Genomic DNA, 14,809 nt, shown 5'->3' with positions numbered 1-14,809 from the left:
AACGCGGCTCGGGAGGAACGATGGTGTCACCTTCGGCGCGCTTGCTCGCGGTCCCCTTCGTTTGTCTAGCCACCTCGGCCATGGCTGCTCGGGCGGAATCGCCGCCGGCGGCTTCCGCCGTCGAGGCCGAGATCCGGGCTGTCGACGCGGCGTTCGTCCGCGACTACGACGCGGGCGACGCCAAGGCGCTCGCCACGAGGTTCACCGAGGACGCCGAGGTCTTCGAGGCCGATGGTGCCAGGTACTCGGGCCGGCCCCTCATCGAACGCAGCTTCGCCGACACATTCGCCGATCAGAAAGGCGCCAAGCTCAACCTGGAGATCGCCTCGATCCGCCCTTTGACCCCGGAGGTCGTTAAGGAGGAAGGGCGGTCGATCACTCGGCTCGCTTCCGGTGAGACCGTTCCGCGGTTCTACACCGTGCTCTACGTCAAACGGGGAGGCTCCTGGCTCATCGCCAGTGTTCGGGAGGAAAACGACGAGCTCGTCTCGCCCCGTGAGCGACTCAAAGAGCTTGAATGGATGCTGGGCGAGTGGCTGGACTCGGGTCCGGAGTCGGAAACGCGGGTGACCTGCCGGTGGTCGCCCGACGGAAACTTCCTTCTCCGCGAGTTCACGGAGAAGCACGCGGGCAAGGTCGTGCTGAGCGTCACCCAACGCGTGGGCTGGGATCCCGTGGCGAAGGAGTTCCGATCCTGGGAGTTCGACTCCGAGGGAGGTTTCGGCGAAGGACGCTGGAGCCGCGACGGCGACCGCTGGGTGATCAAGCAATCGGGCGTCCGTCCCGAAGGAGCGACGGCCTCATCGACGAGAATCCTCGTCCGGCTCCGGCCCGACCGCGTCCGCTGGTCGCTCGTCGATCATGTCGTCGACGGTCGCACCATCCCGGGTGAGGTCGAATCGATCCTGACCCGTACTCCACCCACGCCTCTTTCGGGCGTGGGACCAGCCCCATCCCCCGCCCCGACCGCTCCTGTCGGCAACGACGAACGGAGGCCCCGATGATCACGACTCGATCGAACCTGTGTCGGTGGTTGGCCGGGCTGTTGATCGCGACGACCGCGGGCGGGATCGTCTTCGCCCGGGGATTCGGCGGCGGCGGCGGTTTTCGAGGCGGCGGCGGTGGGTTCCGAGGAGGAGGCTTCGGGGGCGGCGGTTTCCGGGGCGGTTATGGGGGCGGGGGCTTCGGAGGAGGTTATCGAGGCGGATACGGAGGAGGATTCGGGGGAGCATCCTTCGGACGCAGTCCATCGTTCAGCTCGGTGGGCACGTTCGATCGGGGCGGCTCGGCGTTCCGAGGCTACAACCCCTACGCCGGCGGGATGTCCGCACGAGGAGGCGAGTTCGGGGAGGGGTTCGGAGGCGGACGCGCTGGTTCCGGCTTTGCCGCCGGCTCATACACCGGGGCTCGCGGAGGCTCCGTCGGTTACGCCGGGGCCGGACGCGCCGCGGAGGGTCCTCGCGGCGGCGAGGCCGCTGGTGGGGCCGGCGGAGTCCGCGTTACGACGCCAGGCGGGCGATCGTTCACCGACGTCGGCCGGGCCGGCGCGGCGGTTGGGCCGGGAGGCAATGCGGTCGCCGGGCGATCGAATCTGGCGGTTGCATCCGGGCCTCGCGGATTCGCGGCGGAAGGAGGCCGAGCCTATGGAGCCTCGGGGTATCGGCCCTACGGCTACAACGCCTATGGGGCCTATCACTCGGGCTGGGTCCACGGCTACTGGAACGGCCATAACGACGCCGCCTGGGGTTGGGGAGGCGGATGGGGCTGGGGTGGTTTGGGGATGATGACCGGCCTCGGACTGGGGTGGGGCCTGGCCAGTTGGGGCATGGGCTCCTCGCTCTACGACATGGGATACATGGGCTACGCCAACCCCTACTACGTCGCGGCCGCGGCTCCCGTCTACGACTACTCGCAACCGATCGACACCGGAACCGCTCCGGCGGCCGACGACGCGACGAACCAGGGGCTCGCCGCCTTCGACGCCGCTCGCGCGGCCTTCCTGGACGGGGCCTACGACCAGGCGTTGCAGCAGTCGGATACGGCCCTCAAACTGACGCCGAACGACACCGCCCTGCACGAATTCCGCGCTCTCTGTCTCTTCGCCCTGAAGCGGTACGACGAGGCGGCGGCCGTGCTCTACGACGTCCTTTCGGTCGGCCCCGGCTGGGACTGGGCCACCTTGATCGGGCTCTACCCCGACGTTGAGGTTTACACGACGCAGCTTCGCGCCCTGGAGGCCGCCTACAAGGAAGACCCGCGGTCGGCGTCGGATCGCTTCGTCCTGGCGTATCACTACCTCGTCCAGGGCCACATCCCGACGGCGGTGAAGGTGCTCAAGGAGGTTGTGGCCCTGCGGCCTGACGACTCGCTTTCCGCGAGCCTGGTGGCCAAGCTGTCGCCTCCCGCGACGGCCGAAACCGCTCCGACGACTCTACCCGCCGCTTCTCCTCCTCCCGCCGGTGCGTCGCTCGACGGCTCCTGGACGGCGAAACCCCGACCCGACGCTAGCGTGTCCCTGACGATCCAGCCCGGAGGCCGGTTCGAGTGGACGGCGACCCAGGGGGCGAACGTCCACAAGTTCGCCGGGACCTACACCTATGGCGACAGCCTCCTGACGCTCGTCCAGGACGCTGGGCCTGCGCTCGTCGGCCGAGTGGACTGGACGGACGCGAGCCACCTCGCGTTCCACGTCGTCGGCGCCGCACCCGCTGATCCGGGTTTGAGCTTCTCTCGTTAGTGGAAAGGGCGTTTGCGTGATCCTTCAGCGATATGTCGTCAACGGCCTGGTCATGCTGTTCGTGATCGGGGCGCCTGGGTCCGCGACGTGGGCTCAACCCTCCTCGCGACGATCAGCCGACGCGGACCGACTCAAAGCTCGACTCGCGCCCGTCCTTCAACTTTCCGAGCCCGACTTGCTGCGGCTGATCCCCGACCGGGCGGGGTTCCACTTCGTCGGGTGCCCCAACTGCCGAGGCGGCACTCAGGAGGAACAACTCGACTGGACTCTCGACCGCCCTGACGAGGTCTATTGCCGATACTGCCGCATGCAGTTTCCCAACGAGAAGTTCCCGGAGAACCAGGTCGTTCGGGTCGTCAACCCACGGGGCCAGGTCCAGGAATACCCCTGCTGGGAATCGCCCGATCCTCCTCCGAAATCAGGGTGGAAGGTCATCGAGCCGGACCCGAAACGAGGGGCCCGGTATTTCTTCCGAGCGAAAGGCTGGTTCCTGGCGCGCGAGTACTTCGCTGGGGCGGCCGCCGACCTCTCGATCCTCTACGCTCAGACGGGCGATCGGTCCTACGCCCGGCGGGCGGCGCTGATCATCGACCGCTTCGCGCAGGTCTATCCCGGCTATTGCGTGCACTACGACGTTCCGTTCACCCCGAAGCACCTTTTCCCAGGCAGCCAACGCCACCCCTTCCCGGTCTCGGATTACCGGGCCGCGAAATGGTCGTGGTGGGCGTACATGGACATCCCCGAGTCGCTGATCCAGGCCTACGGGCGGATCCGATCGAGCGGAGAGATCGACGCCGAGGTGGCGCGTCGCATTGAGAACGACTTCTTCCGCGCCAGCGTCGAATTCGTCCGCGGCTTCCCGCCCGCTCGAAGCAATATGGATCCCAGGCTCATCGGGGGCCTGGTGGCGGCCGGCAAGGTTCTCAACGAACCCGACTATATCCACGACGCCGTCTCTCGAATCGACGCGTTGGCGGAGGGACAATTCTACTCCGATGGTATGTGGCGCGAGGGAACCGTCAGCTATCACAACCAGTCCGTGGGCGGGCTCCTCCAACTGGCCAACTCCTTGAAGGGGTACACCGATCCCCCGAACTACCATCACCCTCGCGACGGGAGCCGATTCGACGACCTCGATCTCCTGAATCGTTTTCCCCTCCTGGCGAAGGCTCGCGCTCTGCCGGGCAGGCTGCGCTACCCTGATGGCCGCGTCGTGGCGATCCACGACACCTGGGCCGGTCGCATCGAGGGGCCTGCGACGACGGCCACGGGGCCGGATCTGCTCTCGGGCTACGGGCACGCTCGGTTAGGCATGGGCCAGGGCGAAGACCAGACCCAGGCGCATCTCCACTTCTCCGGCGGCTATGGTCATCAGCACCAGGATCTTCTGAGCCTGACCCTCTTCGCACGCGGGGCCGAGCGGCTCTCCGACGTCGGTTATACGCACACGCGTTACCGAGTCTGGGGGGAGAGCACGCTGTCGCACAACACGGTCATGGTCGACGGGCGCGAGCAGGCGACCGGGTCGGCCCGCCGGCCTAACGACGGCGCTCTTCGGCTCTTCGTTCCCAACGGCGAAGGCCTGCAGATCGTCGAGGCGGCCGCCCCGCGAGCCTATCCGGAGATCACGAGCGACTATCGACGGATGCTCCTCCTCGTCGAGACGGAGCCGAACCGGAGCTACGTGCTCGACGTCTTCCGCGTCGTCGGCGGCAAGCTCCATGAATACGTCCTCGCCGGCGACGCCGACCATGACGGCGCTGTGGACGTGGACCTGCCGTCGACGCGGTTCGGCGACACCCTGCTGCCGCCCGGAGTCCGATTTCGGCTGCCGACCGGAGAAAGCGTTCCGGGAGACGCCGAGGGGCGGAACATCGCTTACGCGTTCGTTCGCGACGTCGCCAGTATGCGTCCGTCGGGGAACTGGACGGCCCGATTCACGAGCGAGGCTCCGACAACCGGCGAGCTGCGAATCCACGGCCTGCCCGAACCTGGGACGGAGATCCTCAAGGCTCGGGGCCCTTCAATCCGTCGCGCGGGCTCCGACGACGCCAATCTCGATCGATACACCATGCCCATGCTGGTCGAACGCCGCGAAGGCTCGGACCTCTCAAGCACTTTCATACATGTGTTCGAGCCTACGGTCGGCCAGCCTTTGCTCCGATCGGTCGAGCGATTGACGCCCGACGAGGGGAGTCCTGGGGACGTCGTCGTTCGAGTCGCCTGGGAGGGGGGCGTCGACACGCTCCTGATCGCCGCCGACCCCGTCGGCTCGACGATCCGCCACGGGGACCGTTCCCTTCAGGGGCGTGTCGGGTTCGTCCGCGAACGCGCTGGGGCGATCGAACGCATGACGCTGATCGGCGGAACCCGGCTTTCATCGGGAGGGAGCCAACTCGACGGCCAGGGGATCGTTCGGGGCCAGGTCGTGGGCGTCCTCCGCAAGGCCCAAGGAGCCGTTCTGGACGGTTTGATCGTCGACAGTCCGCTACCGGATGCTGGCTTTCTGAAGGGTCGAACCCTCGTCGTGTCCGATCCTGAGGGCTTCACCCAAGGGCACGAGGTGACGGGCGTGGCCGAACAGGACGGGAAACCCGTCCTCGTCCTGGCGGACGACCCGGCGATTGAGATCGACGGGGAAGGGAAGAGCCGGCAATGCTACTTCCCTTCCCGCACCTGGTCCGGGGTCAACCGCTTCGAGATCGCCACCATGGCGACCCGTCGGACGATTCCCTGACCAACGGGCAGCGGCTCACTCGGTCGGCGAGAGGAAGCCGTGATGGACTCCCAGCCAGTAGGCGAGGCTCCAGGCGACGCCGTCGTCTTCTCGGCGGCCGTCGGACCCTCCGTCGGGCTTCCAGGGGTCGGAGTTCCAGCGGGCCTGGCTGCGCTCGGCCGGCGAGAGGACACGGTCGATGGAAGCGTTAACGCGTCGGGCGCCCGGCTCATGACGCAGGCGGACGTCCTGACGTTGGCTGTTCTTCGTCGTCCAGGAGACGAGATCCCAGGGCCAGTCGCGGAGCGTCTCGCGGGCGTCCTCGACGTCGCAGCGATTCCCCGTGGTCGCCCCGTAGACGAAGTTGTAGAAGGGGCTCCGCTCGGCGCGGATGGACTGCTCGCCGTCGATCGGCTCCCAGGTCCGGGCGATGCTCTGAACCAGGATTCGACGCTTCGCCGGATCCTTTTCCAGCATCAGGAGCGGGTAGTACGACAGGTACAGCAACTCGTCGTCGGAGTGGTTGATATCCGCCCAGCGCCCTCCCTCGTAGCGTCGCATCAGTAGGGAGTTGAGCAGGTAATGATGGTCCTTGATGAGCCGGTCGGCCGCCTCGGCGTACTTCGCGTCACCCGTGATATGTTCGGCGACCTTCAGGAACATCAGGATCTCGATCGAGTTCAGCGCGCGGAGGTCGTGGTAGAGCGGATCCTGATTGATGAGTTCCGGCCGCCAGATCCCCCAGCGGGTCATCCGGCCGGTGTGGTCCACCAGAGTGTAGTCGTTCTTGAGGATCCAGTCGGTCACGCGACGAACGACGGCGGCGATCTCCGCCTTCTCGGCGGCGTCGGCGACGAGGTCGTGGTACAGGTACCAGGCGAAGTAATGGCCGTCGAGCTCGTCGCTGCTGGTGTCTCCCTTGCACCAGAGCCCAGGGGTCGTGGTCGAGCGGTACCAGACCTTCGCCGTCTCGCCGACCGCGTTGACGCGGGACGTCGTGCTGTAGCCATGGACGCCCGTTGCGATCTCATCGTCGGTGACCATCGCTCGCGCTGGAAATCCGGGGATGCCTGAGAGACGCTCCAGGTCGAGGATCGCGTCGAGCGACCGCTTGGCCTGGGTCCGTGCCACGGGGTCTTTCGTCGCGGCGAACCGCAGCGACTCGGCCGCGACGTACATTGCCGTCCAGAGGCCGTCGTTGTCGCTCACGTCGAAGACGGTTGGACCGTCCGTCTTTCCCGGTTCGGTCAGCTCGACCGCCGCAACGAAGCCCCGGCGGACGTGGCGACCCTCGCGGATCTGGTCAAAGTGCGCGGCCTTTCGCGCGAGGGTCGTCGGCGGCTCCTCGATGCAGGCGATCCCCGTCCGCGTTTCCAACCAGGCGCGGCCCTTGGCATCGGTCCAGACGGACTGGACGTCGTTGTCGGGGAGCCAGCGTCGCCCCCAGAAATAGCGGAACCGGCCGTCGCGGAGCCGCCAGGCGCCTTCGGGCGTGCCGGCCCAGAGGTCGCCGTTGGGGGCGAGATGGAGGCTGTTGATCGCTTCGTAAGGAACGCCGTCCAGGCGACCGAGGTTTTGCCACCACTGCCGACCGTCGGCGATGAGAACGCCTCGATCCGTCCCCACCCAGATCTGGCCCAGCGGATCCGCCGTCAACGTCCGGACCCTCGTGTTCCAGTTGATGGTAGGTTGCCCGGGTTCGGGATTGCGAGGGCCAATATCCAGCCGTTGGAAGCCGGTCAGCGTCGACCGGAACGGGCCGGCGTCGGTGGCGACCCAAAGAGCGCCGTCGGCCGCCCGGGCCGCGGCGAGAACCTTCGCTCCCTCGGGAAGCTTGGACCGATCGACCTCGCCGAAGGTCGGCGCGGGGGGGGCGGCTCCCTCCGGAAGCGGCGTCCCCTTCGCGTATTGAGTCGCGATGAGCTGAGGGTACGTTTGAGCCTGCGCGATGCTGACAGGCGTCGTCAGCATGACCCCGATAAGGGCGGCGAGCGGTGTCCTGATTCGCAAGGGCGTGCTCCGACGAGGGTGTGTCGAGCCGAGAGGTCCCACTCTTATACGGGGCGGTAGCCCGAGGGGCAACGAACGTGTCGACTTGTGCAGGCTGATGCGGACCGTCATGCTGGAGAATGAGGAAGTCGTCGTCGACGGCCGCTCCCTGAGGACTCCTTGGAACATGAAACGCAGTGAACCACGAATCGCCGCCGTCTGGGTCCTTCCCTGGGCCTGGATTCTGCTCGCCATGATGGGCGCAGCCGACCGCCGCGTCGAAGTGCCGATCGACGCTCAGGGACGAGTGGCCGTCTCCAGGATCGTCGCGTCCCTCGCCGATGCGACGGGCGTGCAAATCAAGCCGCCGGACGCCGACCTGACGCTCCCCGTGCGCGGGCTGTCGGGCTCGCTGGGGCGATCGTTGCTCTCGGACAGTCTGGGCAAGGACGTCGAAGTCGAGTTTGAGGAAGGCACCGTCGTTTTCCAGGTCCCCGACGGGCTCGGTCGCGGAGCGTCCGCCGTATCATGGCGCGGTCGATTGGAGGAGCTTTCGGCGAAGACCGAGGAAGCCGCTTCCAGTCGGGCGAGACACGTTCTTCAGGCTCGGCCGTCGTATCGTCCCAATGATCCGTCCCGGCCGACGGTCTGCCTGGTCCACGGGTTGAACTCGTCGTCGGGCGGATTCGCATTCATGATCCCGCTGCTGGAAGAGGCCGGCTACGGGGTCGTCACGTTCGACTATCCGTTCAACCAGCGTCTCGACGACTCCTGCGAGCAATTCCGGTCCGACTGGGTCGCCTTCCGGGAACGGGTCGGCGAGCGACGGTCGTGGTCGTTGCTCGGCCATTCGATGGGGTGCCTGGTCGCGCGCGCTTATATTGAAGGGCCAGGGAAGGAGGCGGGCGACGTCGACTCGCTGATCCTGATCGCCCCGGTGAACGGCGGAGCGCACATCGCCAGGCTCCAGCCGGTCCTCCAGATGATCGGTCGGTTCACGGCGGTCCGCGGCCGGAAGACCACTCGCGCGCTTTCTCAGTTGGCCGATGGATCCGAAGGTGCGGCCGACGACATGCTGCCGGGGAGTCCGTTCCTGACCCGCCTCAATCGTCGTCCCCGCAATGAGGCCGTCCCCTACCACATCATCGCGGGGAACATCGGCTTGCTGACGATCGATGGACGGAAACAGATCGAGGATCAACTCGACCTCATGGGTCGAAACTCTGGGCCCTTCGGTTTCCTCACGCAACTCGCGAGCACGGAGGTCCTGCCGATTCTGGACGAATTGACCGACGGCACAGGGGACGGCGCCGTAACCGTGGAAGCGACCCGGCTCAAAGGTGCCCCCGATCCGGTCCTGGTGGCCGCCAACCATGCCGAGTTGATTCGCGCCCCGATCCTCTTCTCCGACCCGGGGCCTGTCGTCACGATGCCCTGGATCCTTAGCTGGCTGAAAGAGGATCACGCCGCCCGTCCGGCCGCCAACCCCGAACGGCCCGCCCCACGAGACTAAGCGGAACCTGGCGACCGTCTTGGGTTCCGCCCCGGCTTTGATTAATCTGGTCAGGCCCAGGGAGAGAAGCGGCCGCGTCGCGCCCGGCCTTCCGTATCACCTCCGCGCCGAGGATCAGCCCATGTCTCAATTCGGGGACCCCGAGGTCGCCACTTCCACCTCCGCTGCACAGGGCGAGTCGCTCCCGCCGGGAGCCGTCGCGTTCACAGCCGCCCCGACGCCTGAGTCTCACCCCCCGGGCCTTTACGCCCTGTTCACCACCGAGATGTGGGAACGGTTCAGCTATTACGGCATGCGGGCGCTGCTGGTCCTGTATCTGACCAAGGCCATGGGCTACAACCGGGGAGACGCCCTGGCCCTCTACGCCGTCTACACGGGGCTGGTCTATCTCACCCCGTTGATCGGCGGCCGATTGGCGGACCTCTATCTCGGCCAACGCAAGGCGGTCTTCATCGGCGGCATCCTGATGGCCCTGGGCCAGTTCGCCCTTTCGCAGCCGTCGCTGCTGCATCTGGGATTGGGGCTGATGATCGTGGGGAACGGCTTCTTCAAGCCGAACATCTCGGTCATGGTCGGGTCGCTCTATCCCCAGGGGGACGCTCGCCGCGACGGCGCGTACACGCTCTTCTACATGGGCATCAATCTGGGCGCCTTCCTCGCTCCGCTGGTAGCCGGCACGCTCGGCGAGCGAACAGGCTGGGGGAACGGCTTCATGAGCGCGGGGATCGGCATGATCCTGGGCCTCTTGACGTTCGTTTTCACGCAGCGGCTGCTCCAGGGTGCGGGTTTGCCCCCCGGCCGCGAGCCCGTCCCCGGCTCGACGCTCCAATCCCGCGATTGGGTGGAGATCGGCGTGATCTCCGGCATCGTGGCCGCACTCGTTTACGGAGCGATCACAGCCTGGCCGTCGATTCGTTTCCTCTGGTCGCCGGGGTTTATCGAAGGCTCGCACGCGCTCAGCTTTCTGTACAAGGGGGGACTGCTGGTCGCCGCCCTCGTCGCCTTCATCTGGGCCACTGAGCCCAAGGCCGAGGCCGAGATGGTTCAACTGCACGAGCCGTTCACGGCCGTCGACTGGCAGCGGATCGGCGTGATCGTGGTCATCAGCCTGTTCTCGATCCTCTTCTGGATGGGCTTCGAACAGTCCGGCGGCACGCTCAACCTGTTCGCCGATGAGAAGACGGATCGGCATGTTTTCGGCTATGAGATCCCGGCGTCGTTGTTCCAGTCGATCAATCCGGTGTTCATCATCGCGCTCGCGCCGGTGTTCGCGGTCCTCTGGACCCGGCTGGCTGAGCGAAAATTCCCGCTTCCTTCGGTCGCCAAGCAGGGGCTCGGGCTGGTGCTGCTGAGTCTCGGCTTTTGTGTGATGTACTTCGCTCAGAAGAACTCTGAAGCCGGCTCGGTCTCACCGTTCTGGCTGGTTGGGGTCTACCTGATCTTCACGGTCGCCGAGTTGTTCATCTCTCCGATCGGGCTCTCGCTGGTGAACAAGCTGTCGCACCCGCGGATCGCCTCCCTGATGATGGCCTTCTGGTTCCTCTGCACGGCGGCGGCCAATTTTCTGGCCGGCATCATGGAGGAGTTGGTTGAGCCGTACAACTTCAACCTCTGGCTGTTCCTGGGCGTGATGGCTCTGGTCCCCGGCCTGCTCCTGCTGGCGTTGACGCCGGTGCTGGTGAAGATGTCGCACGGGCGGGTTTGAACAAGTCGTGGACGGGAGGAATCGCAACGTGAATCGCTGGATCATGGGGGCCGTCGCGGTCATGACGCTCGCGGGAACGGCTGAGGCGGCCGGACGGCCGATGACGATCGACGATCTGCTGGCCGTGAAATCGGTCGGCGACCCGCAGGTTTCGCCGGACGGCGCGTCGATCGTCTACGTCGTCTCCGAAATCGACAAGGACTCGGGCAAGTCGAACAGCAGTCTCTGGCTCGTCCCAACGGCCGGCGGCGAGCCGAAGAAGCTGACGACCTCGCCCGGCGCCAACAACCACCCGCGATGGAGCCCGGACGGGAAGTCCATCGCCTTCGTGTCGAGTCGTAGCGGAGCTGCGCAAATTTGGCTGCTGCCGATGGATGGCGGCGAGGCTCGCCAGCTCACCAAGCTCCCCATCGACGTCGACGGCCCGATCTGGTCCCCCAAGGGAGACAAGATTGCCATCGCGGCCGCCGTCTACCCTGGGAAGTCGCCGGAGGAGACGGCCGCGAAGGACAAGGAGAAAGAGGAGTCCAAGAGCAAGGTTCGCACTTATGACAGCCTGATGGTGCGACACTGGAAAGACTGGGACGAAGGCAAACGGAGCCACCTGTTCGTCGCCGACGTCAAGACCGGCGAGGCGAAGGACCTGACCCCCGCCTTCGACGCCAACGTCCCCCCCGCCCCGTTCGGCGGCTCCAACGACTACGCCTGGTCGGCCGACGGTCAGTCGCTGGCCTTCACCGCCGAACCGCTCAAGAACCCAGCCTGGTCGACCAACAGCGACATCTGGCTCGTCCCGGCCGCCGGCGGCGAGCCCAAAAACCTGACCGTCGGCAATCCCGCGGCCGACGCCTCGCCGCTCTTCTCGCCCGACGGCAAGCGGCTGGCGTACATCAGTCAGGCTCGGCCGGGGTTCGAGTCCGACCTCTGGGTCCTGCGCGTGCGGGACATGGCGACGGGCGAGACGAAGGACGTCAGCTCGTTTCTCGATCGCCCCGTCCAGGGCTTCGCCTGGAGGACGAACGACGATCTCGTCGCGTCGATCGACGATCACGGCACGGTCCCCATCGTGGTCCTCCCCGTCGCAGACGCCCGAACCAAGGTCGAAAGGCTCGCGCAAGGCGGCGTGAACGCCGGGGCGTCCGTCGGGCCGAACGGCGGGTCGATCGCCTACGTCCACCACTCGGCCGACAAGCCCGCCGAGGTCTACTTCAAGAAGTCCGGCGAGGATGCGAAGGCTCTCACCTCGCACAACGCCCCCCTGCTCTCGCAGCTCGAACTCTCGCCGATGGAGTCGTTCACCTTCAAGGGGTCGGACGGCGACGAGGTCCAGGGCTGGCTGATGAAGCCCCCCGGATTCGACCCGAACAAGAAGTACCCGGTCCTTTTTCTGATCCACGGCGGGCCTCAGGGCGCCTGGCACGACGAGTGGCACAACCGCTGGAACTACCCGCTGTTCGCCGCGCCGGGGTACGCCCTGGTGGCGATCAACCCCCGCGGCTCGACGGGCTTCGGCCAGAAGTTCACCGACCAGATCAGCCTCGACTGGACGGGCAAGGTATACGACGACCTGATGAAGGGCCTCGACTTCGCGCTGACGACTTACTCGTTCCTCGACAAGGACAAGGTCGCGGCGGCCGGCGGCTCTTACGGCGGGTTCATGGTCAACTGGATCTGCGGCCACACCGACCGCTTCAAGGCCCTCATCAGCCACGCGGGGGTCTTCGACCTCGTCAGCATGTACGGCTCGACCGAGGAACTCTGGTTCCCCGACTGGGAGTACGGCGGCCCGCCCTGGCAGAAGCTCCAGCACTACCTGGATCGCTCGCCCAGCCTCTTCGCCGACAAGTTCAAAACGCCGACGCTCGTGATTCACGGCGCGCTCGACTTCCGCGTCCCGGACGCCCAGGGACTGGGCATGTTCACGTGCCTCCAGCGCGTGGGCGTGCCGAGCCGCTACGTCTGGTTCCCGGATGAGGGCCACTGGATCGCCAAGCCCGCGAACCGGATCGTCTGGTGGCGTGAGGTCCACGACTGGCTCGCGAAGTATCTGAAGAAGTGATCTGCGTGGGGAGCGGCGAGGCTGCCGCTCCCCTGCTCTTCTCGCCCTCGCCTCGACCGGAGCCTCGCGTGATCGAACTGCGCGACGTCACGCAGCACTACGGCGTTCGACCCGTCATCCGGTCGGTCAGCCTTCGAATCGAGCGTGGGGAGCTGGCGGTGATCCTCGGCCCGAACGGCATGGGAAAGTCGACCCTGCTGGGCGTGATGGCCGGAGTCCTGTCGCCGCAGCGGGGAGAGGTCTATATCGACGGGATGCTCCGGAAAGGAGATCCCGAGGAGGAGATGGCGATCCGACGCCGATGCGTCTATCTCCCCGACAGCCTTTGGATGCCCGAGCAACTGACCGGACGCGAATACCTGCTGGCCGTCGGCCGACTTTACGACGTGGCTCCGGAGCGCGTCATGGAGCACGCAGACCAGCTCCTTGACCTGTTCGACCTCAAGGAGAAGGGGGAAAGCCCGATCTCCGGGTATTCGACCGGGCAGAAGAAAAAAGTCAGCCTCTGCTCGGCCCTCATCACCGAGGCCCCCATCCTGCTGCTCGACGAGCCCTTCTCCGGGGGCCTCGATCCGGCGGGTCTGCTGACTCTCAAGAAGCTCTTTCAGCACCACGCTCGGCGGAAGAACCTGACGATCGTGATGACCAGTCCTGTGCCGGAACTGGTCGAGGAGATCGCCACCCGCATCGTCATCATCCAGGAAGGCCGGATCCTGGCGCAGGGCTCGCTCGACGACCTGCAGCGGCTGACCTCGTGCCGCGGCTCGCTGGGCGACGTTCTGGAGCGACTGATCTTCCCGGAGACGACGCGGAAGCTCGCGGAGTATTTCCAGGACTTCCCGCGATGATCGGCCGACTTCGGTTGAGCGTCCCGTGGTCGATCTTCGGCACCCTGCTGCTGGCCTTCGCGATCTCGGAGACCCTGATCCGCATTCTGGGGTTGGCCGTCGTCGACCCGCGCGTCCACCGGATAAGCCTTGGGGCCCTGTACTCTGCCGCCGCCTTGTTCGGGGTCTTCCGGGCGTGCAACTTTCATCCCTACTTTCGGCCGGGCTACCGCGCCTGGCTGGCGACGACGCCCTGGACCGTCGACAAACCTCTCCCCCTGGGACCGATCGAGCTGGACTGGCCCGACGCCGTCGTGCTCGGCGCGCTGATCCTTTCGGACGGTCTGCTCCCTGAGCATGAGTCGGTACGGCTTCTCGCGGTGTTCCTGTTCTTTCACGGCCTGTTTCTGACCCTCTCGATCTACCGAGCGGCCGACCACGTTCCAGCCTTCATGGCGCTCTTCGGGCTGGGCCTGATGGTCCGGCTCTGGCCTCATCCCTGGGCCTGTGCGGCGACGGGTGTAATCGTTTACCTGATCGTCTACGACGGCCTGCGCATCTCGCTGCGTTCCTTTCCGTGGACGGCTGAGGGCGAGCCGGGGGCCGCGTCGCAGCGAGGGACGTTCGATCCCGACCGAGCCTCTTGCGGGTGGCCCTATGACCGGCTGCTCCGCGAGCCCGACCGGGCGCCGCACTCGCCGCGACCTGCACCGGAGCCGCCCTTGCGCGCCGCCGGGCTCGCCACGCCCATGGAGCAGATGCCCTGGCACAAGCTCGTCGGTGGGAATCTCGACTATCTGCTCTGGTCCCTGCTCGTCGGATGGTGGATCTCGTGCGTGGGCCCGCTTCTCACCAATGACAACCGATACGCGGTCTTTCTTCTCTCGGCGATGGGATTCATCCTGCTCCCCGCTCTCGCGATCCGGCTCTCTCTGTACACGAATGGATATGCTCCTCCGCTCAGCCTTGTGGGACGCCTTTTCACAGGCCGATGGATCGTGCCGGGGTACGACGTCGTGTTCGTCGGTCCGTTCTTGATCCTGGCCGTTCCGGGGGTTGTTTACGCGGTCTGCGTCAGGCAGGGCGTGCCCTGGAGGATCGCCGGGCCGGTCGCGTTGAGTTCGATGCTCTTCGTCGCCCTGGCGACTCCTCCCGGGCTGCGACGCTGGCGGCTCGTGGGGCGGCATCGGATGATTCCCGGCCCGCCGAGGCCGGGCGTCGAGGACTGACGACGATTCCACCTCCTCGCGGCTTGCCGGCAGA

9 protein-coding genes are annotated in these 14,809 nt (G+C 66.4%); 8 read left to right on the top strand and 1 reads right to left on the bottom strand.

Translation table 11 applies throughout. The features are described from left to right. Nucleotides 1-23 precede the first annotated feature (23 nt). The 3 genes from G5C50_RS18195 to G5C50_RS18185 are packed head-to-tail and all read left to right on the top strand — an operon-like array spanning nt 24 to nt 5,474. The gene (locus G5C50_RS18195; RefSeq protein WP_206107756.1) at nt 24-1,004 is read left to right on the top strand and encodes a YybH family protein; all 981 of its coding nucleotides are present in this window, start codon (nt 24-26) and stop codon (nt 1,002-1,004) included. Beyond that, entirely contained in the window at nt 1,001-2,737 is a 1,737-nt protein-coding gene (locus tag G5C50_RS32960) for a tetratricopeptide repeat protein (protein WP_165071636.1), read from the top strand. Before G5C50_RS18195 ends, G5C50_RS32960 begins: the two co-directional genes overlap by 4 nt. 16 nt (nt 2,738-2,753) lie before the next feature. Beyond that, the gene (locus G5C50_RS18185; protein ID WP_165071635.1) at nt 2,754-5,474 is read left to right on the top strand and encodes a heparinase II/III domain-containing protein; all 2,721 of its coding nucleotides are present in this window, start codon (nt 2,754-2,756) and stop codon (nt 5,472-5,474) included. 15 nt (nt 5,475-5,489) lie between these two features. Here the strand turns inward: G5C50_RS18185 and G5C50_RS18180 are convergent, their stop codons facing one another. Next, on the bottom strand, nt 5,490-7,463 hold the full coding sequence (locus G5C50_RS18180) for a hypothetical protein (RefSeq protein WP_165071634.1): 1,974 nt from the start codon (nt 7,461-7,463) through the stop codon (nt 5,490-5,492). Between the two features lie 166 nt (nt 7,464-7,629). On the opposite strand from G5C50_RS18180, the gene G5C50_RS18175 reads away from it, so the two are divergent. The 5 genes from G5C50_RS18175 to G5C50_RS18155 all read left to right on the top strand — a co-directional run bounded on the left by G5C50_RS18175 (nt 7,630) and on the right by G5C50_RS18155 (nt 14,775). Further along, nucleotides 7,630-8,955 carry an esterase/lipase family protein gene (locus tag G5C50_RS18175; RefSeq protein WP_165071633.1) on the top strand — a complete coding sequence of 442 codons (1,326 nt, stop codon included), beginning with the start codon at nt 7,630-7,632 and terminating at the stop codon, nt 8,953-8,955. A 121-nt stretch (nt 8,956-9,076) separates the two neighbouring features. Next, complete coding sequence (locus G5C50_RS18170) at nt 9,077-10,660, top strand: peptide MFS transporter (protein ID WP_165071632.1); 1,584 nt, start codon at nt 9,077-9,079, stop codon at nt 10,658-10,660. A gap of 28 nt (nt 10,661-10,688) precedes the next feature. Continuing rightward, nucleotides 10,689-12,719, top strand: a complete 2,031-nt coding sequence (locus G5C50_RS18165; RefSeq protein ID WP_240907157.1) for a S9 family peptidase — start codon at nt 10,689-10,691, stop codon at nt 12,717-12,719. 68 nt (nt 12,720-12,787) lie between these two features. Next, nucleotides 12,788-13,567 (top strand): ABC transporter ATP-binding protein, encoded by a 780-nt coding sequence (locus G5C50_RS18160; protein ID WP_165071631.1) that lies wholly within the window; start codon nt 12,788-12,790, stop codon nt 13,565-13,567. Further along, the gene (locus G5C50_RS18155) at nt 13,564-14,775 is read left to right on the top strand and encodes a hypothetical protein (RefSeq protein WP_165071630.1); all 1,212 of its coding nucleotides are present in this window, start codon (nt 13,564-13,566) and stop codon (nt 14,773-14,775) included. Before G5C50_RS18160 ends, G5C50_RS18155 begins: the two co-directional genes overlap by 4 nt. Nucleotides 14,776-14,809: the final 34 nt, after the last annotated feature.

The sequence above is a fragment of the Paludisphaera rhizosphaerae genome (genome assembly GCF_011065895.1).
Taxonomy (GTDB): domain Bacteria; phylum Planctomycetota; class Planctomycetia; order Isosphaerales; family Isosphaeraceae; genus Paludisphaera; species Paludisphaera rhizosphaerae.
The sequence above is the reverse complement of the archived record's forward strand: the minus strand, read 5'-3'. Positions and strand labels throughout refer to the sequence as shown.

Excerpts from the sequence above, each read along its gene's own strand:
- G5C50_RS32960 (WP_165071636.1), top strand. The coding sequence starts at position 1,001 with ATGATCACGACTCGATCGAACCTGTGTCGGTGGTTGGCCGGGCTGTTG.
- G5C50_RS18175 (WP_165071633.1), top strand. The coding sequence starts at position 7,630 with ATGAAACGCAGTGAACCACGAATCGCCGCCGTCTGGGTCCTTCCCTGG.
- G5C50_RS18170 (WP_165071632.1), top strand. The coding sequence starts at position 9,077 with ATGTCTCAATTCGGGGACCCCGAGGTCGCCACTTCCACCTCCGCTGCA.
- G5C50_RS18155 (WP_165071630.1), top strand. The coding sequence starts at position 13,564 with ATGATCGGCCGACTTCGGTTGAGCGTCCCGTGGTCGATCTTCGGCACC.